At 64.5% G+C, this 24,880-nt stretch carries 24 protein-coding genes; 3 read left to right on the forward strand and 21 right to left on the reverse strand.

Annotated elements, in window-relative coordinates; genetic code table 11:
- Nucleotides 1-66: 66 nt before the first annotated feature.
- From ABIB27_RS08030 to ABIB27_RS08125, 20 genes are all read right to left on the reverse strand, one after another.
- A complete protein-coding gene (locus ABIB27_RS08030) occupies nucleotides 67-354 on the reverse strand; it encodes a YggT family protein (RefSeq protein ID WP_354216877.1) in 288 nt (95 codons plus the stop codon).
- Between the two features lie 122 nt (nucleotides 355-476).
- Nucleotides 477-1,007: a cell division protein SepF gene (locus ABIB27_RS08035; RefSeq protein WP_354216876.1), complete on the reverse strand. Its 531-nt coding sequence runs from the start codon at nucleotides 1,005-1,007 to the stop codon at nucleotides 477-479.
- Nucleotides 1,008-1,096: 89 nt separating this feature from the next.
- Nucleotides 1,097-1,819, reverse strand: a complete 723-nt coding sequence (locus tag ABIB27_RS08040; protein ID WP_354216875.1) for a YggS family pyridoxal phosphate-dependent enzyme — start codon at nucleotides 1,817-1,819, stop codon at nucleotides 1,097-1,099.
- A gap of 9 nt (nucleotides 1,820-1,828) precedes the next feature.
- On the reverse strand, nucleotides 1,829-2,518 hold the full coding sequence (locus ABIB27_RS08045) for a purine nucleoside phosphorylase YfiH/LACC1 family protein (protein WP_354216874.1): 690 nt from the start codon (nucleotides 2,516-2,518) through the stop codon (nucleotides 1,829-1,831).
- Between the two features lie 8 nt (nucleotides 2,519-2,526).
- Complete coding sequence (gene ftsZ, locus ABIB27_RS08050; RefSeq protein ID WP_354216873.1) at nucleotides 2,527-3,762, reverse strand: cell division protein FtsZ; 1,236 nt, start codon at nucleotides 3,760-3,762, stop codon at nucleotides 2,527-2,529.
- A 202-nt stretch (nucleotides 3,763-3,964) separates the two neighbouring features.
- Nucleotides 3,965-4,879: a cell division protein FtsQ/DivIB gene (locus ABIB27_RS08055; RefSeq protein ID WP_354253767.1), complete on the reverse strand. Its 915-nt coding sequence runs from the start codon at nucleotides 4,877-4,879 to the stop codon at nucleotides 3,965-3,967.
- A complete protein-coding gene (murC, locus tag ABIB27_RS08060) occupies nucleotides 4,872-6,248 on the reverse strand; it encodes a UDP-N-acetylmuramate--L-alanine ligase (protein ID WP_354253768.1) in 1,377 nt (458 codons plus the stop codon). The genes ABIB27_RS08055 and murC overlap by 8 nt, the downstream gene beginning before the upstream one ends.
- Entirely contained in the window at nucleotides 6,245-7,345 is a 1,101-nt protein-coding gene (murG, locus tag ABIB27_RS08065) for an undecaprenyldiphospho-muramoylpentapeptide beta-N-acetylglucosaminyltransferase (protein WP_354253769.1), read from the reverse strand. Before murG ends, murC begins: the two co-directional genes overlap by 4 nt.
- Nucleotides 7,346-7,351: 6 nt before the next feature.
- Complete coding sequence (gene ftsW, locus ABIB27_RS08070; RefSeq protein WP_354216868.1) at nucleotides 7,352-8,740, reverse strand: putative lipid II flippase FtsW; 1,389 nt, start codon at nucleotides 8,738-8,740, stop codon at nucleotides 7,352-7,354.
- Nucleotides 8,741-8,742: 2 nt separating this feature from the next.
- Nucleotides 8,743-10,305 (reverse strand): UDP-N-acetylmuramoyl-L-alanine--D-glutamate ligase, encoded by a 1,563-nt coding sequence (murD, locus tag ABIB27_RS08075; RefSeq protein ID WP_354253770.1) that lies wholly within the window; start codon nucleotides 10,303-10,305, stop codon nucleotides 8,743-8,745.
- On the reverse strand, nucleotides 10,302-11,411 hold the full coding sequence (gene mraY, locus ABIB27_RS08080; protein WP_354216866.1) for a phospho-N-acetylmuramoyl-pentapeptide-transferase: 1,110 nt from the start codon (nucleotides 11,409-11,411) through the stop codon (nucleotides 10,302-10,304). Before mraY ends, murD begins: the two co-directional genes overlap by 4 nt.
- On the reverse strand, nucleotides 11,408-12,871 hold the full coding sequence (locus ABIB27_RS08085) for a UDP-N-acetylmuramoyl-tripeptide--D-alanyl-D-alanine ligase (protein WP_354216865.1): 1,464 nt from the start codon (nucleotides 12,869-12,871) through the stop codon (nucleotides 11,408-11,410). Before ABIB27_RS08085 ends, mraY begins: the two co-directional genes overlap by 4 nt.
- 6 nt (nucleotides 12,872-12,877) lie before the next feature.
- On the reverse strand, nucleotides 12,878-14,515 hold the full coding sequence (locus ABIB27_RS08090) for a UDP-N-acetylmuramoyl-L-alanyl-D-glutamate--2,6-diaminopimelate ligase (protein WP_354216864.1): 1,638 nt from the start codon (nucleotides 14,513-14,515) through the stop codon (nucleotides 12,878-12,880).
- A gap of 85 nt (nucleotides 14,516-14,600) precedes the next feature.
- The gene (locus ABIB27_RS08095) at nucleotides 14,601-16,403 is read right to left on the reverse strand and encodes a peptidoglycan D,D-transpeptidase FtsI family protein (protein WP_354216863.1); all 1,803 of its coding nucleotides are present in this window, start codon (nucleotides 16,401-16,403) and stop codon (nucleotides 14,601-14,603) included.
- Between the two features lie 90 nt (nucleotides 16,404-16,493).
- Nucleotides 16,494-17,150 carry a cell division protein FtsL gene (gene ftsL, locus ABIB27_RS08100; protein ID WP_354216862.1) on the reverse strand — a complete coding sequence of 219 codons (657 nt, stop codon included), beginning with the start codon at nucleotides 17,148-17,150 and terminating at the stop codon, nucleotides 16,494-16,496.
- The gene (rsmH, locus tag ABIB27_RS08105; protein ID WP_354216861.1) at nucleotides 17,147-18,139 is read right to left on the reverse strand and encodes a 16S rRNA (cytosine(1402)-N(4))-methyltransferase RsmH; all 993 of its coding nucleotides are present in this window, start codon (nucleotides 18,137-18,139) and stop codon (nucleotides 17,147-17,149) included. Before rsmH ends, ftsL begins: the two co-directional genes overlap by 4 nt.
- A gap of 166 nt (nucleotides 18,140-18,305) precedes the next feature.
- Entirely contained in the window at nucleotides 18,306-18,734 is a 429-nt protein-coding gene (mraZ, locus tag ABIB27_RS08110) for a division/cell wall cluster transcriptional repressor MraZ (RefSeq protein WP_354216860.1), read from the reverse strand.
- Nucleotides 18,735-19,228: 494 nt separating this feature from the next.
- The gene (locus tag ABIB27_RS08115) at nucleotides 19,229-19,603 is read right to left on the reverse strand and encodes an SCO2097 family morphological protein (RefSeq protein WP_354216859.1); all 375 of its coding nucleotides are present in this window, start codon (nucleotides 19,601-19,603) and stop codon (nucleotides 19,229-19,231) included.
- Nucleotides 19,604-19,867: 264 nt separating this feature from the next.
- Nucleotides 19,868-21,025, reverse strand: a complete 1,158-nt coding sequence (gene dinB / locus ABIB27_RS08120; RefSeq protein WP_502909150.1) for a DNA polymerase IV — start codon at nucleotides 21,023-21,025, stop codon at nucleotides 19,868-19,870.
- Nucleotides 21,026-21,101: 76 nt separating this feature from the next.
- A complete protein-coding gene (locus tag ABIB27_RS08125) occupies nucleotides 21,102-21,443 on the reverse strand; it encodes a hypothetical protein (protein ID WP_354253771.1) in 342 nt (113 codons plus the stop codon).
- A gap of 19 nt (nucleotides 21,444-21,462) precedes the next feature.
- On the opposite strand from ABIB27_RS08125, the gene ABIB27_RS08130 reads away from it, so the two are divergent.
- Both ABIB27_RS08130 and ABIB27_RS08135 read left to right on the forward strand, forming a co-directional pair.
- A complete protein-coding gene (locus ABIB27_RS08130) occupies nucleotides 21,463-21,693 on the forward strand; it encodes a hypothetical protein (RefSeq protein WP_354253772.1) in 231 nt (76 codons plus the stop codon).
- Complete coding sequence (locus tag ABIB27_RS08135) at nucleotides 21,690-22,784, forward strand: polyprenyl synthetase family protein (RefSeq protein ID WP_354216856.1); 1,095 nt, start codon at nucleotides 21,690-21,692, stop codon at nucleotides 22,782-22,784. The genes ABIB27_RS08130 and ABIB27_RS08135 overlap by 4 nt, the downstream gene beginning before the upstream one ends.
- A gap of 24 nt (nucleotides 22,785-22,808) precedes the next feature.
- Here ABIB27_RS08135 and ABIB27_RS08140 read toward each other — a convergent pair whose 3' ends face one another.
- The gene (locus ABIB27_RS08140; RefSeq protein WP_354216855.1) at nucleotides 22,809-23,162 is read right to left on the reverse strand and encodes an Rv2175c family DNA-binding protein; all 354 of its coding nucleotides are present in this window, start codon (nucleotides 23,160-23,162) and stop codon (nucleotides 22,809-22,811) included.
- Between the two features lie 240 nt (nucleotides 23,163-23,402).
- Between ABIB27_RS08140 and ABIB27_RS08145 the strand changes: the two genes are divergently transcribed.
- Complete coding sequence (locus ABIB27_RS08145) at nucleotides 23,403-24,776, forward strand: LysM peptidoglycan-binding domain-containing protein (RefSeq protein ID WP_354216854.1); 1,374 nt, start codon at nucleotides 23,403-23,405, stop codon at nucleotides 24,774-24,776.
- Nucleotides 24,777-24,880: the final 104 nt, after the last annotated feature.

The raw sequence follows: 24,880 nt of genomic DNA on the forward strand, positions 1-24,880 counted from the left end.
CTTTCGCGTCACAAGGATAAGTTCGCTTCCGGAACTTAGCCTGTGCCCGCTAGGTCTTGTCGAAGATTACGCGAAACCCCTGGTCACCGCCATCGCGATGCTCACGGCGATGAAAAGGACCAGGAAACCAAGGTCCAGTGTCACGCCGCCAAGCCTCAGCGGCGGGATCAGCCTTCGGAGCCCCTTGAGCGGCGGATCGGTAATCGAATAGACAGAATGGGCGGCCACGAGGGCAATTCCGCGGGGACGCCACTCCCTGGCGAACATCTGGACCCAGTCAAAAACCAGGCGGATGATCAGCGCCACTAGGAACAGCAGGAGGATGATATAGACAAGTCCGAAAACAATTCCCATGACTTAACTCATATCTCCATGTCCATTCCGGATACCGCAGTGCCCTGCCAACGTTTCTTGTCTATTTCAGCACGGATGCCAGACAGGTGTACCTGCCTGGCATCCGCAATAAGCTTTATGGGCTAACTTTGGTTGAAAAAGCTGGCCTGGGTCTCGCTGATCTTCTTGTCGTCGCCGATGACCTCAATGTATGACGGCGAAAGCAGGAAGACCTTGTTAGTAACCCGCTCGATGCTGCCCCGGAGCCCGAATACAAGCCCGGCTGAGAAGTCTACGAGGCGCTTTGCGTCCGCTTCACCCATGTCGGTGACGTTCATGATGACCGGAATGCCGTCACGGAAACTCTCACCGATGAGTTTGGCGTCGTTATAGGACCGCGGGTGGATCGTGGTGATCTGCCGAAGCCCGGACGTTTCTTCGCGGCTCGAGGCCGCGCGCTTGATGGGGGTCACTGGTGCGCGGTATTCCTCTTCAGGGGCGTGCGACGTCTCACGGCTGACTTCGCGGATCGGCGCCGGAGCCCGGCGTTCCTCGCGGTCAGCTTCCATGGGATCGTCCTCGTCCTTACGTGTTGTGGTGTGTTCGGACTCGTAGTGTTCATCGCCATCGGCGAGCCCAAGATAGATCATTGTCTTGCGCAGAGCGCCGGCCATGGTCGACTCCTAATCGTGTCCGTAGGCGGGCCGCCCAATAACTTGACAGCATTGGAATCCCCCGCCACTCACTTCCTATGTGTTCGACGCTACCCCACGTCGGGACGCGATCCGAGAATATCGGAACCGATTCGCAGGTGTGTCGCCCCGAACCGGATTGCCACTTCGAGGTCCTGGCTCATACCGGCGGAAATGGCTCCGGCGCCCGGATGCCGGGCCACCATGGACGCTGAAATGCCAGCGAGTTTTTCAAAAGCCGCCTCTGGACTGGCGCCCAGCGGGGCAACAGCCATCACACCTACCAGTTCCAGGCCGTCGGCCGCGGCCAGCCGGTCGGCGAGCAGCGGCACTTCAGCCGGCGCGGCGCCACCGCGGTGGGCGCCGGCGTCGTCCTCGAGACTGACCTGGATGAAGCACTGCAGGGCGTCCCTGCCAGTCCTGTCCTGCTCCACCGCGATGGCCCGCTGCAGGATGTCAATCAGGGCCGGCCGGTCTACGGAATGGAGTGCGCGGGCATATTTGACCACCGACTTGGCCTTTTTGCTTTGCAGTTGTCCGACGAAATGCCAATTGAGCCCAAGCTCAGCCAGTTCCGCTGCCTTCGATGAGGCTTCCTGGTCCCTGTTCTCGCCAACGTCCCGGACGCCCAGCGCGGCAAGGCGCCGGATGTCCTCCACCGGATGGAACTTGGTGACCACAATCAGCGTGGGCAGCTCACCGGCACGGCCGGCCGAGGCTGCAGCCAACCCGATACGACGCTGAACAGCCGCGAGCCGCTCCGCCAGCTGGGTCATCCGTGCTGAGTCTTCCATGGTCAGCCCTCACCCATGGGACCACACGAGGCCGGCAAACCGACCGGTGGCGTTGGACCTCCGGTAGGAGAAGAGCTGGTCGCTTTCCAGCGTGCACGGGCCCGCATATTCGATGACGACGCCCGCCGCCTCCAGTTGGCTGCGCGCCCCGGCAGGGAGATCCAGCCCATCAGTGCCCCAGGACGTAGTGCTCCACGTTGACGGCACCTGTTGGGCCACTTCGGAACGCAATTCAGCGGGGACTTCGTAGCAGTTGCCACAGATGGACGGTCCGAGCCAGGCACGGATGGCGGTGGCCCCTTCCGCCCGCATCCGCTCCACTGCCGCAGGCAGGATGCCGTTGGCGATCCCCGGGCGGCCCGCGTGCACGGCGGCCAGGACAGGACCGTCCGGCCCGTGGCCTACGAGCACTGCCGGGATGCAGTCGGCCACCATTACTGCCAGCGGCAGTCCCCGTGACACCATGCCGTCCGCGGTAGGGGCAGGCGTATCGGAGTCCATCATTTCCACGACTGTGCCATGGACCTGCTCCATAAAACGCAGGGATCCGGCAGCCAGGTCCGCTGCCTTCTCCAGCGTCCTGCGGCGCTGGTGAACGTCTGCGGCGTCGTCCCCGACGTGTAGGGCGAGGTTGCCGGCGTGAGTGTCCGTGAACGCCACACTCACGCCGGGTGAGACTTCAGCCCGCCAAAGGAACAAGCCGTGCCCTACTTCAGGAAGTCGGGGACATCCAGGTCATCTGCACGGTTGCCCGAGAGATCCGGCTCCACTACTGAGGGAAGGTCGACGTCGAAACCTGAGTCGGCGGGGACGGCCGACGGACGCTGCTGGCCCCAGTTGCTCAGTCCGGACGCGCCCACTCCGGCGTGGACGGGCTGGACGTTCATCTGGTGGCTGCCGCCGCCTAACGTGGGCGCCTGGGCGGGCGCGGGAGCCGCGGCAGGCCGCTGCGGTGCTACCTGCGGCTGGGACTGGTCCATCGAGGGCGAGGTGGCCTTGACATCATCGAATCCGGCGGCGATGACCGTAACACGTGCCTCGTCACCGAGGGCGTCGTCGATCACGGCACCGAAAATGATGTTGGCTTCGGGGTGGGCCACTTCCTGGACCAGGCGTGCTGCTTCGTTGATTTCAAACAGGCCGAGGTCTGAGCCGCCCTGGATGGAGAGCAGCACACCGTGGGCGCCGTCGATGGACGCTTCCAGCAGCGGTGAGGCGATGGCCAGTTCCGCTGCCTTCACGGCGCGGTCTTCGCCGCGGGCGGAGCCGATGCCCATCAGGGCGGAGCCTGCACCCTGCATGACCGACTTGACATCGGCGAAATCGAGGTTGATCAGGCCGGGCGTGGTAATGAGGTCAGTGATGCCCTGGACACCGGACAGCAGGACCTGGTCAGCGGATCGGAATGCGTCCAGGACGGAGACGTTTCGGTCGCTGATGGAAAGGAGCCTGTCGTTCGGGATCACGATCAGGGTGTCCACCTCGTCGCGGAGGGCGTCAATGCCCGCCTCGGCCGAGCCGGCACGGCGGCGGCCCTCAAACGTGAACGGCCTGGTGACCACGCCGATGGTCAGCGCACCAAGGGAGCGGGCGATGCGTGCCACCACGGGCGCGCCGCCGGTACCTGTGCCGCCACCTTCGCCAGCGGTCACAAACACCATGTCTGCGCCACGGATGACTTCTTCGATCTCGTCAGCGTGGTCCTCGGCAGCCTGCTTGCCCACCTCAGGATTCGCCCCTGCGCCGAGCCCACGGGTTAGCTCACGCCCGACGTCGAGCTTGACGTCGGCGTCACTCATCAGCAAGGCCTGGGCATCAGTGTTGATGGCGATGAATTCAACACCCCGGAGGCCGACCTCGATCATGCGGTTGACTGCGTTCACGCCACCGCCGCCGATGCCGACGACCTTGATGACGGCCAAGTAATTCTGCGGAGCTGCCACGTTACGTGTCCCTTGTTCGTGTCCTATTGCGAAAACTGTGGAGTCGGGCTTGAAGCCTGCAACCTTAACCTTCGAGTTGAAGGTTATAGTTATGTCAAGTAACTCATGTTGGAACGCTATTTCCTATGGTTCGGACATTCAATAACCGGCGCCGCGTGTCGCGGGAATACCGTGAAATATTGCGACTTCCACGAGAGAGCGTTCAGCGCGTCACCGGATGCCGGGGCGCGCTCACATCGTACACGCGCACGGGGTTCTTCGGGTCCGCGGGAACCTTAAGCAATGCCTCGAGTACTTTGGCTTTGAGTTTCTTGTCCCCTTCGTTGCCCCAGATGATGCTTTGACCGTCCACCAGTTTGAGCTCCACAGCGTCCACGGATTGGGCGGAGGCGTTGGACAGCCTTGCGAGGACGTCCGGCGGGAGCGCCCCCAGGACGGCGGCGGTGGCCTGGAAGAGATCCTTGCCGATGGCACCGGCCCCGCCGTCGATGACAGGCAACGAAACAGACGTCGGATCCGCCGTGGCGGCAAGCACCACGCCGTCCACATCAACCATCTGGTACTGCTCCCCCTGCTTGACCAAAGCCACCGGAACTCGTTCCAGCACCTGCACAACCAATTCCGACGGCGGCCGCGCCTGCGTCGACACGGATTTGACCTGGACCAGCGGCTCCAGCAGCCGGCCCACCTCGTCGTCGTTGACCTGCGGCAGAGGTTTGCCCTTCAGCGGCTTCAGCGCGGCCTGGACCTGCTCCCCGGTGACAAGCTTGGTCCCCGTTACTGAAATGGTGCCCACCGCCAGGATGGGAGAAAAGATGGCGGCAGCCAGCAGTGCCGCGACCAGCGCCAGCACAGTTCCCAGGGCAACAAGCAAGTGCCGCTTCCGGCGCTTACCCGGCCGCTCCGGAAATACCAGCACGTTGTCGCCACCGGCCGGCGTCTTTTCCCGGGCGGCAAACGTGTCCGGGTTCTTCCCCTTAGTGCGCGCTGCTGCGGATGGTGCCTCCGGCGCTCGGGTGGCACTTTTGGACGCGGAAATCACTTCCGGTTCCGCCGGCGTCTTGGCCGCCGCTTGCCGGCGCGGCGAGGCGTAGGTGGGCCGGCGCGGACTACCCATCGAGGGCCCGCACGATCTGCGGCCCGAAACCGGTCACGTCTCCGGCTCCGACGGTCAGGATGATATCGCCCGGCCCGGCGGCCGCCACGAGGGCTGCCACCGCTTCGCCGGCCGCCACCAGGCGGCCGCCGGAGGCCAGGTGATCGGCGATGAGCTGGCTGGTGACCCCGGGGACGGGATCCTCGCGGGCGGGATAAATGTCCAGTACCAGCGCGGTGTCTGCCAGGTTCAGTGCATCGGCGAACTCGACGGCGAACTCCCTGGTACGCGAGAACAGGTGCGGCTGGAACAGGACGTGTACGCCGTGCCCGTCCGCTACGGACCGCGCCGCAGTCAGGGCCGCCCTGACCTCGGTGGGGTGGTGCGCATAGTCATCAAAGACGCGCACGCCGCGTCCCTCGCCCTTCAGTTCAAACCGCCGGGACGCGCCGGAGAAGTGCGCCAGGGCGCGCGCTGCAGCAGCGGCGTCGACCCCAAGCTCCAAGGCGACAGCGACGGCAGCGCATGCGTTGAGTGCGTTGTGCCGGCCCGGGACCTGCAGCTCCAAGGCGAATCGACCGTCGGCCGAGGAAACCTCGACGTGCCCGGGGCCGCCGTCGTGCAGTACCAGGTCTGCTTGGTCAGAGGTTCCATACAGGACCACCCTGGTGTTGCCACGGGCCACAGTACGTTCCGCGAGGGCCAGGGCGCCGTCGTCGTCCGCGCAGGCGATCAGGACACCGTCCGCCGGCAGCAGTTCCGTAAAGCGGTCAAAGGATTCGTAGACAGCTTCGGGCGTGCCGTAGTGGTCCAGGTGATCGGGTTCGACATTGGTGACCACGGCGATTTTCGGCCGGTAGTTCAGGAAGGAACCGTCCGATTCGTCCGCTTCGGCCACAAAAATGCCGGCAGCGCCGTGCGCCGCATTGACGCCGAGCGCCGGCACATTCGCGCCGATGGCAAACGAGGGGTCAAGTCCGGCCCCCTGCAGCAGGACCGTGATCATGGAAGTGGTGGTGGATTTCCCATGGGTCCCGGCGACGGTCACCACAATGTCATTCCCCATGGTGGCCGCCAGCGCCTCCGAGCGGTGCAGCACCGGCAGGCCGGACTCGCGCGCAGCGAGCAGTTCGGGGTTGTCCGCCCGGATGGCCGAACCTGCCACCACGGTCTGGGCATCGCCAAGGTTGTGGGCGCCATAGCCCACGGAGACTCGGGCCCCGGCGGCAGCCAGGTCCGCCATGACCGGCAGGTCTTTGGCGTCGGAGCCGCTTACGGTGACGCCGCGGGCCACCATGATCCGGGCCACCGCGGACATGCCCACGCCGCCGATGCCGATGAAGTGGACGCGGCCCAGTGACTCCTGGCTGCGGATGCTTGCGGGGATCATGCGGATACCGCTTCCAGGACAAGATCAGCCATGCGCTGATCGGCGTTTCGGATGCCAAGCCGGCGGGAGCTGGCGGCCATCGTGGCCAGCCGGGCGGCGTCGGTGGCCAGCGGGATCAGTTTCTGCGCTATCCACTGCGCGGTGAACTCCTTGTCCGTGACCAGGAGGGCGCCACCGGCGTTCACCAGCCCCGCCGCGTTGAGCGCCTGCTCGCCGTTGCCGATGGGCAGGGGGACAAATACTGCCGGCACTCCCACTGCGGCCACTTCGCAGACGGTAGCTGCACCGGAGCGTGCCAGCAGCACGTCAGCTGCGGCGTACACCCGTTCCATTCCGTCCACGTACTCAACCTGCCGGTAGCCGGCTGCGGTGAGCGGGCCGCCGTCGGGCCCCAGGACCGTCTTTCCGCGGCCGGTGATGTGAAGCGTCTGGATCCCGGCGGCGCCCAGCTCCCGGGCCGCAGCAGCCACGGCCCGGTTGATGCTTTGGGCGCCGGAGGACCCGCCCGTCACAATCAGCGTGGGCCTGCTCGCGTCCAGGCCCAGTGCTTCGCGCGCGGCAGCACGGGCGGAGTCCCTGTCGAGGCCGGAAATTTCGCTCCGCATGGGCATGCCGACGTGGCGTGCGTGCCGCAGGCGGGTGGTTTCAAACGCTGTGGCCACGTGCCGGGTCAGGAACGATCCAACGCGGTTGGCCAGGCCGGGCCTGGTATTGGCTTCATGGATCACGATGGGAATCCCCCGGCGGCGGGCGGCAAGGTAGAGCGGAGTGCACACATAGCCGCCCACGCCCACCAGGACGTCAGCCGAAGACTCGTCCAGGATACGGCCTGACTGCCGTACCGCCCCGGCCAGCCGCGAGGGCAACTTCAGCAGGTCCAGGGAAGGTTTGCGGGGAAACGGAACCCGGTCGATAGTGGCCAGCTCGACGCCGGCGGCAGGCACCAGCCGGGTTTCCATACCCGCCGGCGTACCCACAGCGAGCAGTCTGGCTCCCGGGGCCGCGGACCGGAGCGCGGCCGCGATGGCCAGGAGCGGGCTGATGTGGCCGGCGGTTCCGCCGCCCGCCAGGACAATGGACAGGTTCTGGGAAGTCATCTGGTGCTAGGTACGCTTTCTTGCGGTCTTGGTGCTGCGGGTGGATCCGCCGGCCTTTTTGGCGCCGAACTTCAGCATTCTCTTGGGCCGGATGGCGGGCGCCATTTGTTCGCGGGCCAGCGACAACACCACCCCCACGGCACAGAGGGACATCAGCAACGCCGAACCGCCGTAGGAAATGAACGGCAGCGGCACCCCGATGACGGGCATCAGGCCCGTCACTACGGCCATGTTGACGGTGGCCTGCCCCAGCAGCCACACCATGATGGTGCCGGCCAGGACACGGTGGAACATATCGTCCTGGGCCACCACCACGCGGTAAATGGCGGCACCGAGGATGGCGAAGAGAACCAGCACGACGACGGTGCCCACCAGGCCGAGTTCCTCGCCGATAATGGCAAAGATGAAGTCGTTGTGGGCTTCCGGAATCCAGCTGTACTTTTGCCGGCTTTGGCCTAGGCCCACACCAAACCAGCCGCCGGACGCAAGCCCGTAGAGCCCGTTGGTGGCCTGGTAGTTGGCGTCGATTCCTTCGGCACAGGACTGGCCCGTCCACCAGGAGGTGATGCGGCACATCCGGTTCGAACTGGTGACGGCCATAACTGCTGCGCCCGCGCAGCCCAGCACGGCGGCAAACCCGAACATGTACAGCGGCACGCCGGCGAAGAACAATGCGGCGGCCGTGATCATCATGATGATCATCGCCGTGCCCAGGTCGTTGCCCCACAGCACCAGGCCGATCACCGCACCTGCCAGCGGCACGGCCGGGACGAACACATGCTGCCAGAGACGGAGCAGTTTGCCCTTCCTGGCCATGACCGTCGCCATCCACAGCGCCAACGCCAGTTTGGAGGCTTCAGACGGCTGGAACGTTATCCCACCCAGGTCAATCCAGTTTTTGTTGCCGTTGACTTCGTCACCGACCAGCTGGACCAGGACCAGGAGGACAAGGGCGGCGCCCAGTACCGGCCAGGCCAGTCGCTTGAGCCAGACCACGTTGACGCGCGACAGCACAAACATGGTGAAGATGCCGATTGCGGCGAACATGCCCTGCTTGAGGGCATCACCATAGGGCGACTTTCCGGCGGCAATGGACTCAACGCTGGAGGCCGACAGCACCATCATGATGCCGATGGCGGTCAGGGCCAGCGTGGAGCCCAGGATGAGGTAGTAGGTTGAGCCGTTGCGGGACGTCCCTGTTCCTTCAAGGGCATACCAGAAGCCTCGGTACCAGCCCTGGATCCGGACCGGCATTGTGGTCCTGGCCGGCGGCGTCGCAGATCCTGCGGGCCGGGTAGGGGTGTTCCTGGACGTTGCGGGCCTGGCGCCGGTGGGCGAAGCTGGTTTGCCGGAGCGCGGCTGTGAAGCCTTGGGCCGGGTGGGTGTGCTGACCATTGTTACTCCTCGCCGGTCTGGGTGTGCCCTTCCACCAACTCGCGGACAGCTTCGATGAAGGCGTTGCCGCGGTGAGCGTAGGAAGAGAACTGATCCATGGAAGCAGCTGCCGGTGCCATCAGTACGGTATCGCCTGACACGGCCAGCTGCGCCGCTGACGCAACGGCCCGGAACATCACGTCCGCCCCGGAAACCGGAGAATTGGCCGCGCCGGCTCCGCCCGTTGCGGCAGTCTGCATAATTTCAGTGTCGCCCGCCGGGGTGGTGATCACGGGGACATCCGGCGCGTGTCGCTGCAGGGCGTCTGCCAGCGGAGTGGTGTCGAGGCCAATGAGCACCACTGCCTTCAGCCGGGCCGCCTGGTCCCGGACGAGCTCGTCGTAGCTGACCCCCTTGGAGAGTCCACCAGCAATCCAGATCACGTTCTCGAAGGCAGCCAGCGACGCCGCTGCGGCATGGGGGTTCGTGGCCTTGGAATCGTTAACCCAGTGGACACCGTTCTGGCGTGCCACCGTCTGGATGCGGTGGTTGCCCGGCACATAGTCCTGGATGCCCCGGCGCACAGCAAGGGCATCCACTCCGTAGGCGCGGACCAGGGCGGCCGCTGCGAGGGCATTGGCCACCATGTGGCGGGGAGCAAACTGCCCCAGGTCCGCCATGGAGGCCAGCTCGGCAGCGCTGTCCTTGCGCTGTTCGATAAAAGCGCGATCCACCAGAAGGCCTTCCACCACGCCAAGCATGCTGATGGCCGGGGCGACTGTGGTGAAGCCAACGGCCCGGCAGCCCTCCACCACGTCGGCGTCTTCCACCATCCGTTCAGTTTCGATCTGCTCGGCGTTGAAGATGCAGGCCTTTTGGGTCCGCGCATAGACCTTCGCTTTGTCAGCGAGGTAGGAGTTGTAGGAGCCGTGCCAGTCAACATGGTCTTCAGCCACGTTGAGGCAGACACTGGCCACGGGCGACAACGACTCCGCCCAGTGCAGCTGGAAGCTGGACAGTTCAACGGCGAATACGTCGTACTCAACGGGATCACGGAGGGCATCGAGGATGGGCGTGCCCACATTGCCCACGGCAATGGCCTTCAGGCCGGCGGCCTGCAGCATCGATGCCGTCAGGCCAACCGTGGTGGTCTTGCCGTTCGTGCCGGTGATGGTCAGCCAGTCAGCCGTCTTGTGACCCTCCCGGACGCGCAGCCGCCAGGCGAGTTCGACGTCGCCCCACACCGGAATGTGAGCGCGCGCCGCGGCGGCGAGGAGCGCCTGGTCAGGGCGCCAGCCCGGCGAGGTCACAATCAGGTCGGGGAAGCTGCCATCCACCTTGGGGATTCCGCTGACGGCCGCTTCGCCGAGGAGCACGTCCACGGCGCCGACTATCTTCAGGGTGTCGGCCTGCGCCTCGGCGGTCTCTGTGGTGGCGGCGTCGACCACTACCACCCGGGCACCGAGTTCGATGAGCGTGTCCGCTGCAGCGAAGCCGGAAACCCCGATCCCGGTGACCACAACACGCAGGCCCGCCCAGTCGGAGTCCCAGCTGACAAGGTGTTCGAGTCGGGGGGAAACAATCACAGGAGCACTACCCACTCAGCGTAGAAGACACCCAGGCCGACGGCTACGAAGAGCCCGCCCAAGATCCAGAAACGGACAACGACTGTGACTTCGGCCCAGCCTTTAAGCTCGAAGTGGTGTTGCAGCGGCGCCATCTTGAAGACGCGCTGGCCGCCGGTGATTTTGAAGTAGCCCACCTGGATGATGACCGACAGGGTAATCAGGACGAACAGGCCGCCGATGATGCCCAGCAGCAGTTCGGTGCGGGACAGGATGGCGAAGCCGGCAACGGCGCCGCCGATAGCCAGGGAGCCGGTGTCACCCATAAAGATCTTGGCCGGCGACGTGTTCCACCAGAGGAAGCCCACCAGTGCCGCGCTGAGGATGGCTGCCAAAAGCGCCAGGTCCAGGGGGTCACGGACGGAGTAGCAGCCGCTGCCGGCTTGTCGTGGGGAACCGCAGGCCTGGTTATTCTGCCAGATTCCCATCAATGTGTACGCGCCGAAGACCATCACCGCCGCTCCGGCTGCCAGACCGTCCAGACCGTCCGTCAGGTTCACGCCGTTGGTTGTTCCCGTGACGATCAGGTTGGACCAGAGGACAAAAAGAATGGCGCCGACAACCGTGCCCGCGAACGCGAGGTCCAGCCAGGGAATGTCACGGACCAGGGAGATTTTGGTCGAGGCCGGCGTGAGGCCCTGGGAGTCGGGAAAGTTCAGCGCCAGGATCGCGAAGCCTATGCCTACCGCCGCCTGGAGGATGAGCTTGGCCTTCGTGTCCAGCCCCAGGCTGCGCTGGCGTGAAATTTTGATGAAATCGTCCAGGAAGCCCACCAGGCCCATGCCGACCATCAGGAACAGCAGGATCAGGGCGGACGCCGATGGGCCGGCAGAGCCAGGGTTCATCAGCCACATGATCAGGTGGGTCAGTCCGTAGCTGAGCAGGACTGCGCCCACCACCACGGTTCCGCCCATGGTGGGCGTGCCGCGCTTGGTGTGGTGCGAGGTGGGTCCGTCGTCGCGGATGAATTGTCCGTAGCTCTTGCGGACAAGCAGTCGGATGAACAGCGGGGTTCCCACCAGTGCGAACAACAGGGCAAGTCCTGCGCCGATCAGCAGTGCAATCACAGCAACTCGCTCCTTTCGTCGGCAGGTTCCGTGGTTTGTGGGGGTAATGCTATCCGATCGCCCAGGTGCCGAAGCCCCACGCTGTTGGACGACTTGAAGAGCACCAGGTCACCGGGTTCAAGCTCCACGTTGAGGAGGTCGTAGGCGTCCTCGACGGTTTCGGCAAAGACACATTCGTCGCCCCAGGAGCCTTCCTGGACAGCGGAAACGTACAAAGCCCGCGCCTCGCGGCCAACAACCACCAGCCGTGAAATGTTCAGGCGCACCACTTGGGTGCCCACCGCAGTGTGCTCACGGATCGAGTCAGGCCCCAGCTCCAGCATGGCGCCCAGGACAGCCCAGGTGCGGCGCCCGCGGCCCAGATCGGCCAGGGTGCGCAGAGCGGCCCGCATGGATTCCGGGTTGGCGTTGTAGGCGTCATTGATGACTGTGACGCCATCAGGGCGTTCCGTCCGTTCCATCCGCCAGCGGCTGGCCGGCGACTGTGTGGAGAGGGAAACAGCGATGTCCGTGCCCGGCACTCCGGCTGCGTGCGCGGCCGCTGCTGCGGCGAGCAGGTTTCCGATGTGGTGGGCACCGATGAGGCGGCTGCTTACGTGCACTGCTTCTGCGCCGGGCAGGACGAGGTCGAATTCAGGGTTGCCGAAAGCATTGGTGTCCGGATGGTCAGCCCGCACTGTGGCGTCAGGGCGTTCCTCGGCGGAGAAACCCAGCACGGGAGCGCCGGTGCGGGTGCGCATCGCCGCTACCCGGTCGTCGTCGAGATTCAGGATGGCAGTGCCTGTTGGCGCAAGGGCCTCCACCAGCTCTCCCTTGGCCCGCACGATGTTTTCCACCCCGCCGAACTCCCCGGCGTGGGCGGTGCCAATGCCGAGGACCACTCCGATGTCAGGCTTGACCATATCGGCGAGGTAGCGGATATGCCCGATGCCGGTGGCACCCATCTCGATGACCAGGTAGCGTGTCCCGGTGGTTGCCCGGAAGACGGTGAGTGGCACGCCCACCTCGCCGTTATAGGAACCCTGTGGGGCAACCGTGGCGCCCTGCGTCGTGAGGATCCCCGCGAGGAGGTCCTTCGTGGTGGTTTTCCCGGCCGAACCGGTGATGCCGATAACAGTGAGGGTTTCGCCCGTAGCGGCCCGGGCCGCACGGATGCGGCGGACTGCTTCCGCAGCAAGCGCGCCCATGGCCAACACGGCGTCCTCGACCAGGACAGCCGGGTAGTTGGCGCCGTCCGCCCCGGCGACGGGGCGCTCCGCGAGAACCAGGACAGCACCCTGGCCGAAGGCAGCTGCGACGAACTCATGGCCGTCCGCGTGCTCGCCGGGTTTCGCGACGTAGAGGGAGCCTGCCGTGGCTTCGCGCGAATCGGTGACCACCGAAAGCGGGGTGATCCCCGGATCGGCGTCCAGGCGGCCGTTTGTGATTTCGGCGATTTCCGCCGCAGTAAGTGCAATCATCTCGGTTTAGGACTCTATCCGCTCGCCTTGGAGAACGTTGAATCCCTTGGCTGTCAAGGCGTTCCGGAGTTCCACCCTGTCATCGAGTGCAAGGTTGACTCCCTTGACTTCTTGCCAGACCTCGTGACCGCGGCCGGCAACCAGGATGGTGTCCTGCGGGCGGGCCAGCTCAACAGCCCGTTGAATAGCCACGTCCCGGGGATAAATCTCTTCGATGACGCATTCCAGCGCGTCCTGTTGTTGCGCTGCCTGGGCGCCCGCAAGCACGTCCGCCCGGATGGCTGCGGCATCCTCGTCGTGGGGATCGTCATCGGTGACGATCACAATATCGGCAAGCTGGGCGGCTACGGCCCCCATGGCCGGACGCTTTCCCTGATCGCGCTGTCCGGTCGCCCCAAAAACAACAATCACCCGGGAACCGGGCAGCGGTGACCTAACGGCCTCGAGGGCGCGTGCCAGGGCATCGGTGTTGTGGGCAAAATCGACGACGGCCGCGGGCTCCTCGGAGACGAGCTGCATGCGGCCAGGTACCGCCACGGTAAAGGGGTCATGGGCTGCAAGGGCTGACTGTACGGCGGCGCCGTCCACTCCGCTGGCCAGGACCATGACCGTGGCAAGCGCCGCGTTGGCGACGTTGAAGGCGCCGGGCAGGCCGGTGTGGACCTGCTGCGTGGCGCCGCCAGGCCCGCGCAGCGTGAACTCGGTGCCCAGGCCCCGCGCGGCGGTAGCGGTGACCGTCCAGTCTGCCGAAGCTCCGCCCGGAGCCGTCGCGAGGGTGGTGACCGGGATTCCGGTCGAGGCGGCGAGCCTTCGGCCCCATTCGTCGTCGACCGTCACCACGGCCGCCCGGGCACGGCGGGCGCTGAACAGTTCAGCCTTGGTGGCGAAGTACTCATCCATGGTTCCGTGCAGGTCCAGGTGGTCCTGGGTCAGGTTCGTGAAACCGGCGACGTCGAAGACTACCCCGTCAACGCGTTGGAAGGACACTGCGTGGGACGACACTTCCATCGAGGCTGCATCCAGTCCCCGCTCGCGCATGAGAGCCAGCAGCCCGTGAACATCCGTTGATTCGGGTGTGGTCAGGAGGCTCGGAATGGCCTCCCCGCCGGCCAGGATTTCGATGGTGCCGATCAGGCCCGTGCGCTGTCCGAGAGCCCGGAGCAGCGAATTGATGAAGTACGTGGTGGTGGTCTTGCCGTTCGTACCGGTGACGCCGAACAGGTGCGGCGGCTGGCCCGGGTCCGGCTGGCTGCGGTAGATCATGGCGGAAAGAGGCCCAACCACGTTGCGCGGAATGTCCACCACCAAAACAGGGACGGCAGTTTCCGCGGACGCCAGAAGCCGCGCCCCGGCGTCGTCAGTCAGGACCGCAACGGCCCCCCTCGCCACGGCCTGGGAGACAAAATCAGCGCCATGGCGGGCAGCCCCCGGCATCGCGACATACAGGTCGCCGCGTTCCACGGTGCGCGAATTAAGCGAAATCCCCGTGACGCCGACCTCGGCGGAGGCGCCCAGTACCGGGACGCCAATGGCTTCGCCGATGCTGTCCAGCCGGACCGCAGCAACTGCCGTCGGCCTGAACCGGGCAGCGGCAGGTTCCCCTGCCGGCCCTGGATGACTGCCTGGTACGTTCTGGTCTGACAAGGGGATCTCCGATGGTGCTAGTGGAACATGCCCGCGGGAAACTGCTCCCGTGCGGGCGGTGAAAGTAATGCTGCTTGGCTGGGTGCTATTTGGCGAACTGCGGCAGCCGGGCCGGTTCGCCGGTGGACGGCTGGACGTTGTAGGTGCGCAGTACCTGGCTCATGACCGAGCGGAAGACCGGACCATTGGTGATGCCATAGATGCTGCCCTTCGGACGCTGCAGGACCACCTCCACAATAAACCGAGGATCGTCCATCGGCGCCATCCCCACCATGGAGGCCGTGTAGCCGCAGAAGCCGGATTTGCCGTCGTCGCACGGGGACTCGGACGTTCCGGTCTTGGCTCCCACCCGATATCCATCGATGCCGGCGTCCTTGATCTGGCCTTCGGTCACCGCGCTCTCCAGGATGTCCTGGACCTGCTGCGCGGTGCTGTCCGACACCACCTGCCGCGACGGCTGCGGGGCCATCTTTTCCTCGGTGCCGTCTGCTGCGATGTAGGAGTCGATCAGGCGCGGCTGGAGCATCACACCGTTGTTGGCGATGGTCTGGAATGCGCGGACCGTCTGCAGGGTGGACTGCGAGACGCCCTGGCCGAACAGCACCGTGTACTGCTGACGGCTGTCCCACTGGTCCGCGGGCGCGAGGATGCCGGACGCGGTGGCAGGCAGTCCGATGTCCGGTGCCTCGCCGATGCCGAATTTCCGCAGCCAGTCGTAGCGTTGCTCCTTGCTGAGCCGGGAGCCGGCCGCAACGGTTCCCGTGTTCATGGAGTAACCCAGGATGCCGGCAAGGGTACGTTCTTCGGTGCCGTGGGTGAAGGCGTCCGTGAAGGTCTGGCCGTCCACCGTGTACGACGGCGGGAGCGTGAAGGTATCCAGGGGGTTGGACTTTCCTTCCTCGATCAGAGCCGAGGCCGTGATCATCTTCTGCACAGACCCCGGTTCGTAGGCGGCGGTCACCGACCGGACACCCCTGTCCTTAGCGGCCACCCGGCCGGGGTCGTTCGGGTCAGGGGCGTTGGTGTCCGCCATGGCCACGATGTTGCCCGTCTTGGTATCCATCACCACAATGCTGCCCCACTCCGCACCCAGTTTGTCGCTCTGGCTTTGGATGGCCTGCTGGGCGAAGTACTGCAGATCCGAATTAAGGGTGAGCTTGACGTCCTTGCCGTCCTGCGGGGGTGTCAGTTCATCCACACCGACGGGAATGCGCAGGCCGTCGGCGCCGATTTCGAAGAGCCGTTTGCCGTCTATACCCCGCAGCAGCCCATTCTGGGTCTGCTCGATGCCCGCCTGGCCAGTGTTGCCGTCCTGCAGGAAGCCGATAATCCCGCCGGCTACGGATCCGTTGGGATACACCCGTTTGCTGACGCCCACTGTGTCTACACCCGGGATGCTGAGTTTCGAGACCCTAAGCTCCACGTCCGGCTTCAGGTCCTTGGCCACGATGTAGTAGCGCGATGTACCGGTGACAGCTTCGCGGATGGCGTCCTGGCTCATTCCCAGGACAAGGGCCAGGTCCTTTAACCCCTGTTCCCGGCTGACGTCCACGAGCTTGTCCTTGCCATCAACTTGGGCAAAGCGTTTAAAGGTCTCGGTCTTGGTGTTGACGGTCTGGTCCACTATGACGTTGTACCGGATCACACTGTTGGCGAGGACAGTGCCGTCGGCGGCCAGGATGCTGCCGCGCTCGGCGGGGAGGGTTGTTTCGCGCATGCGGTAGTCAAGGGCAGCCGCAGCCATCCCGCCGACGTCCAGGCCCTGGACCATAAAGAGCTTGCCGCCCACCACCACCAGGAGTGTGAGCATGATTCCCAGGCCGAGGCGCAGCCGTTTGGTGGGGTTGGGCACCTTGCCGCCTTTTGCCTTGCCGGTCCTCTGTGCCACCGAAATTCCCTTGCTGCTCGCCTTGTTGCCTGCTGTTATGCCCGGCTGGTCGCCTGGCCTCCTGCCTGATCTGCTTTCAGCGGCGGTCAGTTACTGCCCGGGCAACTTCTGTTCCGGGGCCGGAACAGAACCGCCGTGGAGCTCCACGGCTGGTGCCGGCGGTGCCGGTACTGCGGCCGGAGCCGGCACAGCCGCTGCGGGGGCAGCCTCTTCGGGGACCGGCGTGCGGTTCGACAGCGGCTCCGACGCGGAGGGCGGCGGGACCACAGTCAGCGCCCCTGCGACCGCAGGAGCCGGGATAACGGCTCCCGCAGCGCCACCCTTCACGGCCGCTGTTGCCTTGCCCGTGACAGCGAGCGTGGAAAGGTCGATCTGGCCTTTGACGGTGGACGGTACCATTCCCAAGTCTCCCGCCTTGGCTGCCAGATTCTGGGGAGCTTCGAAGTGCTGGAGCTGCTGTGTCAGATCCTGATTCTCTTTGGTCAGCGTGCTTTGCTTGCCCCTCAGTTCCACCAGCTGGTACTGCGAGGTGGACACCGAGATGTTGAGGACCAGCACCGCCATCAGCGCCACGGAGAGCAGCGCGAAGCACATCACCACAAACGGGGCGCGGCGTTTCCTCGGTGCCGAGCGCACCACGGACAGGGGGGTGCGTTCCTTGCGGCCCGGGCCGGCAGGGTGGGTCCTTATCGCCGGGGCACTGCTGCCGGAGAGGACCGGAAAGTTCTTGACGGCGGCGGTGCTCATGCTTCGCTCCTGGCTCTGATGCGTTCCACTGCGCGCAGCCTGGCGGAGGCGGCGCGGGGGTTTTCGGCGATTTCGACGGCGGTGGGAACCTCAGTGCCCCTGGTCAAGGTTTTGAGGGGAGCTTTATGTTCCTCCAGTTCCACCGGAAATCCGAGTGGCGCAGAGGACTTGGAGCCGGCCTGGAAAACGGACTTGACGATCTTGTCTTCGAGGGAGTGGTACGACATCACCACAATCCGCCCGCCGAGGGCGGTTGCTTGCACGGCTGCGGGGACGGCCCGTTCCAGCACATCCAGTTCTTCGTTGACTTCGATCCTCAGTGCCTGGAAGGTCCGCTTGGCCGGGTGGCCGCCGGATTTGGCGGCAGCCGCCGGAACCACAGAGCGGATCTGTTCCACGAGTTCCCCCGTGGTGGCGAAGGGCGTAATCGCCCTTGCTGCGACAATCCTGTTGGCGATACGGCCGGCGAATTTCTCCTCGCCCCACTTACGGATAATCCGGACAAGTTCCTCTTCGCTGTAGTTGTTGACCACATCAGCGGCGGTCTGCCCGCGGCTTGTGTCCATCCGCATGTCCAGCGGTGCGTCAAAGGAGTAGGCGAAGCCACGCTCGCGCTCGTCAAGCTGAAGGGACGAGACGCCAAGGTCCATCAGGATGCCGTGGACTTCCTTGACGCCCAGGTCCTCGAGGACTTCTGCAATTTCGTCGTAGACGGCGTGCACCAGGTCGGTGCGGGCAGCGAAGGGAGCCAGTCGCTCCCCCGCTAGTGCCAGGGCTTCCTCGTCGCGGTCGATGCCGATCAGGTGCAGGTCCGGGAAGCGCTCCAGCATCGCTTCAGAGTGGCCGCCCATGCCGAGCGTCGCATCAATGACAATGGGTGCTTCGCCCCGGAGGCGTGCGGCTTCGAACCCTGGGGCCAACAAATTAATGCACCGGTCCTTGAGGACCGGCACATGGCGTTCGGACGTCGGCTTCGGGTGGTTGTTCATGCCTTCGTCCTTTCGTTCGGCGGGTGTGGAGGGGTGCTTCTTGAGCCAGATCCCCATCCGCGCCTATCTTCTGCCTGCCTGACTCCGGGGAAGTGAGCCAGGTTGACGGTCCGATGGGCGGCTGGAGATCTCGTTCAAGAAGCGGTCTTCAGTGCCGTTCAGGTGATCACAGGATCCCCGGAATGGCGTCGTCGGTCTCGGAGAAAGCAGTTTCCTTCTCCGCCAGGTACTCGTTCCAGGCTTGGGCGTCCCAGATCTCGGCGCGGGTTCCTGCGCCGATGACGGCCAGCTCCCTGCCGAGGCCTGCATACTCCCGGAGCGCCGCCGGTATGGTTACGCGCCCCTGCTTGTCAGGCACCTCGTCCGAGGCTCCAGAGAGAAAGACACGAATATAGTCCCGGGCCTGCTTGGAGGAGATGGGCGCCTCCCGCATTTGCTCGTGGACCTTCGCAAATTCCTGCTCACTGAAGACGTATATGCAACGCTCCTGGCCCCTCGTGAGAACCAGCCCGGCGGCAAGTTCCTCGCGGAACTTTGCGGGGAGGATAATCCGGCCCTTTTCGTCCAGACGTGGCGAATGCGTGCCCAGAAACACTGGCCCACCGCCTGTCTGCCGTCAGGAACTGCACATCCCCATATGTTTGCAACCACCCTCTTATGCCCTCCACATTACTCCACTTTCCCCCACAGTCAACGCAAAACGAACCCTTTTGCCCCATTTGGTGATCCTTGCCGGCACTGGCGCGGAACAGCACCGCTGATGAAGGTGGAGGGCAAGACGCGTCTGAGGGCACCACCCAATCTGAGGGTACTGAGGCGGTGCCCCCAACCGCCGTCGTGCGCTTGCCTGGCCAAGCCGCATCACCCCCACATCCCTCCCCACGTAGCAACTTTGGAGCGCTACGTGGGGAGGGATGTGGGGGTTAAACGCAGAAGACCCGCCGGGGCGGGTCTTCTGCAGCGGGCCCACTCAGCAGGTCGTCCAGCTGGGGAGGGATGTGGAGGGGTGGACAGTGGAGGAGTGAGGGCGCCGATCACTAAGGCAGACAGTTCATCACCGAGAACCGAGCAATCAGCAGAGACAGTGCCTCATGATTCGTCGCGGCGACGTTCGTCCCAGCGCTCCTCCAAGCTGGACATGAAGGAACTCCTGGGCTTTCCGGATTTCCCTGTGCCCGAAGCGGAGCCCCGCTTGGACCCGGCTGCGTTGCGCATCGTAGCGAAGTAGACACCGCCACCCATCACAACAAAGCCCAGGACTCCCACAAAGATGTTCTGGAGCGTGACGCCAACCAGAAGCAGGAAGATCCCCGCAAGCGCGCAAAGTACGCCAATCACCACATGGCGGGTGGACCAGGTTCGCCCCGGATCCGACCCCATGGAATTCGCGAACTTCGGATCGTCCTCGTGCAGCTGCTTCTCCAGTTGCTCAAGCAACTTCTGTTCGTGCTCCGAGAGCGGCATCACGACCTCCTTAAGTAGGCCAACGTCCGGGCTGGTCGTATCCGGTACTCCTGCTCCAATAACGACCAGCGTGCCCGGGAGGTTCCCGCCCCGCCGACGATGGCGGAATGCGAACACCGGCACGAGGCTGATTAGACCTGCAGTACGTCCAAGAAGTCCGGCAGTAACTGAAAACTATGTACATATAAGGATAGTTTGTTGGGGGCGGTTCTGAAAGACGGCCACCCCCTCGGGAGCCGCCCGGGCGCCGGATCGGCGTGCCTGTCAATGCCCTCTTCCCTGATCCAGCAGGCTGGCCGGCAGCACGGATTTGTCACCAAACTTCCGGCTGACCTGATCCAGCACCTGCTCTGCCGCCCGCCAGTTGTCATCCCGGCGGTCGAGGCTCAATTGCAGGGAGGTCTGGGCGGCCTCTTCGAGCTGCTCGGCCCGGATGCCGACCAGCCGGACGGTCATGGGACGCGGGCCCAGTGATTCCAGCAACTGGACCGCCACCGCATGGATTAGCTGGGCGCTGTCCACCGGCGTGTGAACTGTGCGGCTCCGGGTGATGGTGGAAAAATCGGCGTAGCGGAGCTTCAAGGCAACGGTCCGGGCCACCATCCCTGAACTTCGCAACCGCCCGGCAGTGCGATGGGCCAACCGCAGCAGCTCCCGGCTGATGACCGGGTCCTCCCCTGTATCGACGGCGAAGGTTTCCTCTGCCCCGATGCTTTTTTCCAGCCTTACAGGGGTTACCGCACGGGGGTCGATTCCCCACGACAGCCGGTAGACGTGTTCACCGGTGGCACCTAGCACCTTCTTCAGCGACGTCACGGGGGTGGCCGCCACATCCGCCACTGTCCTGATGCCCATCCGGGCCAGGACGTCCGTGGTCTTGGCACCTATTCCCCACAACGCGCCAACCGGCAGGCTGTGGAGGTACGGCACCGTCTGGTCGGGACCAATCAGCAACAGCCCGTCAGGCTTGCAGCGCGTGGACGCGATTTTGGCCACGAACTTGCTCGCTGCGATTCCCACCGACGCTGTGATGCCCAGTTCAGCAGCTACCCGACGGCGGATCAGTTCACCGATTTCGCGCGGGGGACCCAACCGCCGGATCGCCCCGCCGACATCGAGGAATGCTTCATCGACACTCAGCGGCTCCACGAGCTCGGTGATGGAATGGAAGATCTCCATCAGCTGTCCGGAAACCTCGTAGTAGAGCTTGTGCCGAGGTTCAATAATGACGGCTTGGGGGCACATCCTGGCCGCAACCACCATGGGCATCGCGGACTTAACGCCGAAGGCACGGGCTTCATAAGATGCTGACAGGACTACTGAACGATCCGCCGGAAATCCTACGATCACAGGTTTTCCGCGAAGTTCCGGCCGCGTGCGAAGTTCCACGGAGACGAAAAAGGCGTCCATATCCACGTGCATAATGCAGTTGCGCCGGAGCTCCCGAAGACCCGCTTCGGTGTACTGGTTGTTCTGCTCAGGCACCACAAGGGAAATTCTAGCGGTTGGTACTGACTAAACTGGAGGCAGAGTCCGGCATCAACCCCAGGAGGAAAGTCCCTGTGACGGTCACGACAAGTCTTAAGCCAACAGGATTAGCGGCGTTGGCCGCCGGCGTGATGCTGGCACTTGCTGCCTGCAGCCCCGCGGCGCCCGGCACGACCGCATCCTCGGCAGGCACCTCCGCACCCACAACGAGCCCTTCCAGCGTCACCGCTTCGGCAAGCCCGACGGCCTCGCCCGGAACGTCGGCCACGGTAGGGGAAATTGTGGAGGGGTTTCCGACAACGCTGATACCCGTGATGCCCGGCGCCACTGTGATTTCGAGCAGTTTCGACAAAAACTCACAGCCCGCCACCGTGGCACTGGTTGCCAGCCTTACAGCCCCCACGGCGGCCGTTGCGGACTTCTATACAAAGCATCTCGAGGGGCTGGGGTTCAAAGCCGTGCCCGGCGACGCCGTGGGGGCCGTGGCGTCCAAGGACTTTGTCAGGAACGGCAATGAGACAGTCAACGTCGCCGTGGTCGAAGCGGCCGGGGTATCCACCTTCACCATCGGCGCCAACGTGGCAGTTGAGGCAGCCAAGTGACGGTTTCAGAGCAGCTAAGGCTCGAACAGACCGCCTTCGTGGCCGCAGTCGCCGGTGAGCTGACCGAGTTTCTTACCCAGCGGCAAGCCCTTGTCGCGGCCATCTCTCCCGATATCGAACCCCTCATGGGTTCGATCTCCAACCTGGTAACCGGCGGCAAGAGGCTCCGGGCCCTGATGTGTTACTGGGGTTGGCGGGGCGCCGGCGGTGACCCAGCGGCACTGCAGATCGTCACGGCAGGATCGGCCCTGGAGCTGTTCCAAGCGGCCGCCCTTATCCATGACGACATCATCGACCGTTCCGACACCCGGCGGGGTGGACCCAGTGTCCACCGCCGGTTCAGCCAACTGCACGATGCCCAGGGCTGGGCACTGGACAGCGAACGGTTTGGGCACGCGGCAGCCATCCTGACCGGCGACCTGTGCCTGTCCTTCAGCGAAGAAGCGTTCACCGACATCGGCGGGCAGGCGGCCTCGGGAAGCCGGGCGCGGCTGATCTTCAACCTCATGCGCACCGAAGTGATGGCCGGGCAATACCTGGACATCCTGGAAGAAGTAGCCGGCCCCGTCCGGGACCGTGCAGGAGCAGTGACCCGCGCCCAGTCGATTATCAGGTTCAAGTCCGCCAAATATTCCACTGAGCATCCGCTTGCACTTGGCGGCGCACTCGCCGGGGCCTCGGACGAACTCCTCAGAGGATACTCCGGCTTTGCGTTGCCCCTGGGCGAGGCCTTCCAACTTCGCGACGACGTCCTGGGCGTGTTCGGCGACCCCGTTACCACCGGCAAACCGGCAGGTGATGACCTGCGCGAAGGCAAGAGGACTGTCCTTATTGCACTGGCTCTCGAACAGGCTTCGGCCGAAGAATCCACCTTCATTGACGCCAAGCTCGGCAGCCCGGACCTGGGCGACGGGGATGTTGCCGAGATCCGCCGGATCATTGAAGAGTCCGGGGCCCTGCAGGCAACCGAATTGCTGATCGGCGAATTCGGCGCGGCCGCTTACGAGGCCTTGGAACTGTTGCCACTCGACGAGCTGCCAAAGACGGCACTCCGGCGGCTGGCGGAAGCCACCGTCAGCCGCGCCGCCTAGTTTCAGCGCTGCCGGTCTCCGGCACTACCAGGCCAGAGTCTGCGCCCTGCGCCTGATTTCGGTTTTGCGGCCTTCCCGCAATGCATCAATCGGCCGGCCACGCAGCGATTCGTCGGCCGTGAACAGCCAGATGATCAAGTCCTCATCGGAATAGCCCGCGTCAGCCAGGACCACAATGGTCCCCCTCAAGCTGTCGACAACCTGGCCGTCCAGGATAAAAGCGGCCGGAACTGACCGTATCCGCCGCTCGCCGACCCGCAGGGCCGCCAGCGCCCGTTCATCAATAAGGCTGTGGACTTTCGTAATCGAAACGTCCAACAACTGCGCGACATCCGGCAGGGGCAGCCACTCGCCCACAAGGCTTTCTACGTTACTCACGGATCAAGGTTGCCACGGCCGGAGCCCTGCCGCCTAGTCGGGTTTCGCAGGCGCCCCAACGAAACAGGCGACACTCCACAAAACCAGCTATGCCGGGCAAAGCCAGGCTCTTGTGCTATGGCTGAATTCATGAGAAATTCACATAGATAACATTTGTAACAGCAATAACTTAAGTAACACTAGTATCAGTAATCACACGACATTACCCCGTCCCGGCAGTTCTAGAAGAGGATTCCATCCATGACGACGTCCCGCGCGCCAAAGCAGACCCCGAGGCCGAGTCTGCCCATGATTGCCGTCACCACGGCGGCACTTCCTGCGGTCGTCTTGTCATCCTTGGCCCTCGCACAACCCGCCGCCGCACAGCCACCCTCCCGGGTGATCCCGGCAACGCTTGCCGCCGCCATGAAGGCCCAGGCCGCCGAACCCAAAGCAGCCCTTATCCCGGCAGCCTCTGTTTCCACCACCATTCCGGCAGCCTTCCAGCCGGCACAGCCATCCGCCCCCGATGAGTACACCATTGCCCGGGGCGACACCGTCAGCGCCATCGCCGGGAAATACGGGCTCAACACCAACGAAGTCCTGAAGCTGAACAACCTCCAGCCGAACACGATCATCTACCCCGGCCAGAAGATCAAGCTGTCCGGCTCGGCTTCCTCCCCTTCAGCGGCTCCGGCTCCGGCAGCCCCTGCTCCGGCCGCACTGGCCAGTTCCGGCGGCAGCTACACGGTGAAGGCCGGCGACACTCTCAGCGCCATCGCAACCCGGCATAACGTCAGCCTGTCGGACATCTTCAGCTGGAACGGCCTGAACATGCGCTCCATCATCTACCCCGGCCAGAAGGTCAAGGTCGGTTCGGGCGAATCACCGGCCCCTGCAGCCCCGGCCCCACAGCCAGCGCCCGCTCCGGCTGCACCGGCGGCGGCGCCCGCTCCGGGTGGCTCCTACACGGTCAAGGCGGGCGATACCCTGTCCGCGATCGCTTCCAAGCACGGCGTCAAGCTCTCGGACGTCCTGGCGGCCAACCAGCTCAGCATGACCAGCGTCATTTACCCGGGCAACAAGCTTGTCATTCCGGGTGCCTCCCTCCAGCCGGCGTCGTCGACTCCGGCCGCCACCGTGACACCGCTTGTGCCGAGCTCATTCCTTGGTTTCACCTACCCCGCAGCCGTGGTCAGCTCCGCCAACGAGAACAAAGCCTTGCTGAACGCCTCCCCGGTTCCGTCACGCGAGCAAATGCGCACCATTGTGGCGGACACAGCGTGTGCTATGGGTGTGGAGCCGTCCGTGGCCCTTGCCTTCGCATACCAGGAATCCGGCTTCAACCAGCGCGCGGTATCCCCTGCCAACGCCATCGGGACCATGCAGGTGATTCCGACTTCCGGCGAGTGGGCCTCGGATCTGGTGGGGCGGAAACTGAATCTGTTGGATCCCTACGACAACGCCACGGCCGGTGTGGCCATCATCAAGCGGCTAATCGCCACGAGCAAGGACCAGGACACGGCCATCGCCGGCTACTACCAGGGCCAGTACTCGGTCAGCAAGTACGGCATGTACGACGACACCAAGGCCTATGTTGAGGCCATCAAGGCGCATCAGATGAACTTCGGCTAAACAGCCACCACGCAAGGCGCCCGCGGTTTGCTGAAACGAACTCCGGGGATAACGAAAAGGGTCCGGACCGCACGGCGGTTCGGACCCTTTTCACTGCGGGATTA

The organism is Arthrobacter sp. UYEF21 (assembly GCF_040546085.1).
Taxonomy (GTDB): Bacteria; Actinomycetota; Actinomycetes; order Actinomycetales; family Micrococcaceae; genus Arthrobacter.

Excerpts from the sequence above, each read along its gene's own strand:
- murC (WP_354253768.1), bottom strand. The coding sequence starts at position 6,248 with ATGATCCCCGCAAGCATCCGCAGCCAGGAGTCACTGGGCCGCGTCCAC.
- ftsL (WP_354216862.1), bottom strand. The coding sequence starts at position 17,150 with ATGAGCACCGCCGCCGTCAAGAACTTTCCGGTCCTCTCCGGCAGCAGT.
- rsmH (WP_354216861.1), bottom strand. The coding sequence starts at position 18,139 with ATGAACAACCACCCGAAGCCGACGTCCGAACGCCATGTGCCGGTCCTC.
- ABIB27_RS08040 (WP_354216875.1), bottom strand. The coding sequence starts at position 1,819 with ATGGAAGACTCAGCACGGATGACCCAGCTGGCGGAGCGGCTCGCGGCT.
- dinB (WP_502909150.1), bottom strand. The coding sequence starts at position 21,025 with ATGCACGTGGATATGGACGCCTTTTTCGTCTCCGTGGAACTTCGCACG.
- ABIB27_RS08030 (WP_354216877.1), bottom strand. The coding sequence starts at position 354 with ATGGGAATTGTTTTCGGACTTGTCTATATCATCCTCCTGCTGTTCCTA.
- ABIB27_RS08145 (WP_354216854.1), top strand. The coding sequence starts at position 23,403 with ATGACGACGTCCCGCGCGCCAAAGCAGACCCCGAGGCCGAGTCTGCCC.
- ABIB27_RS08035 (WP_354216876.1), bottom strand. The coding sequence starts at position 1,007 with ATGGCCGGCGCTCTGCGCAAGACAATGATCTATCTTGGGCTCGCCGAT.
- ABIB27_RS08115 (WP_354216859.1), bottom strand. The coding sequence starts at position 19,603 with ATGCCGCTCTCGGAGCACGAACAGAAGTTGCTTGAGCAACTGGAGAAG.
- murG (WP_354253769.1), bottom strand. The coding sequence starts at position 7,345 with ATGACTTCCCAGAACCTGTCCATTGTCCTGGCGGGCGGCGGAACCGCC.
- ABIB27_RS08085 (WP_354216865.1), bottom strand. The coding sequence starts at position 12,871 with ATGATTGCACTTACTGCGGCGGAAATCGCCGAAATCACAAACGGCCGC.
- ftsW (WP_354216868.1), bottom strand. The coding sequence starts at position 8,740 with ATGGTCAGCACACCCACCCGGCCCAAGGCTTCACAGCCGCGCTCCGGC.
- ABIB27_RS08055 (WP_354253767.1), bottom strand. The coding sequence starts at position 4,879 with ATGGGTAGTCCGCGCCGGCCCACCTACGCCTCGCCGCGCCGGCAAGCG.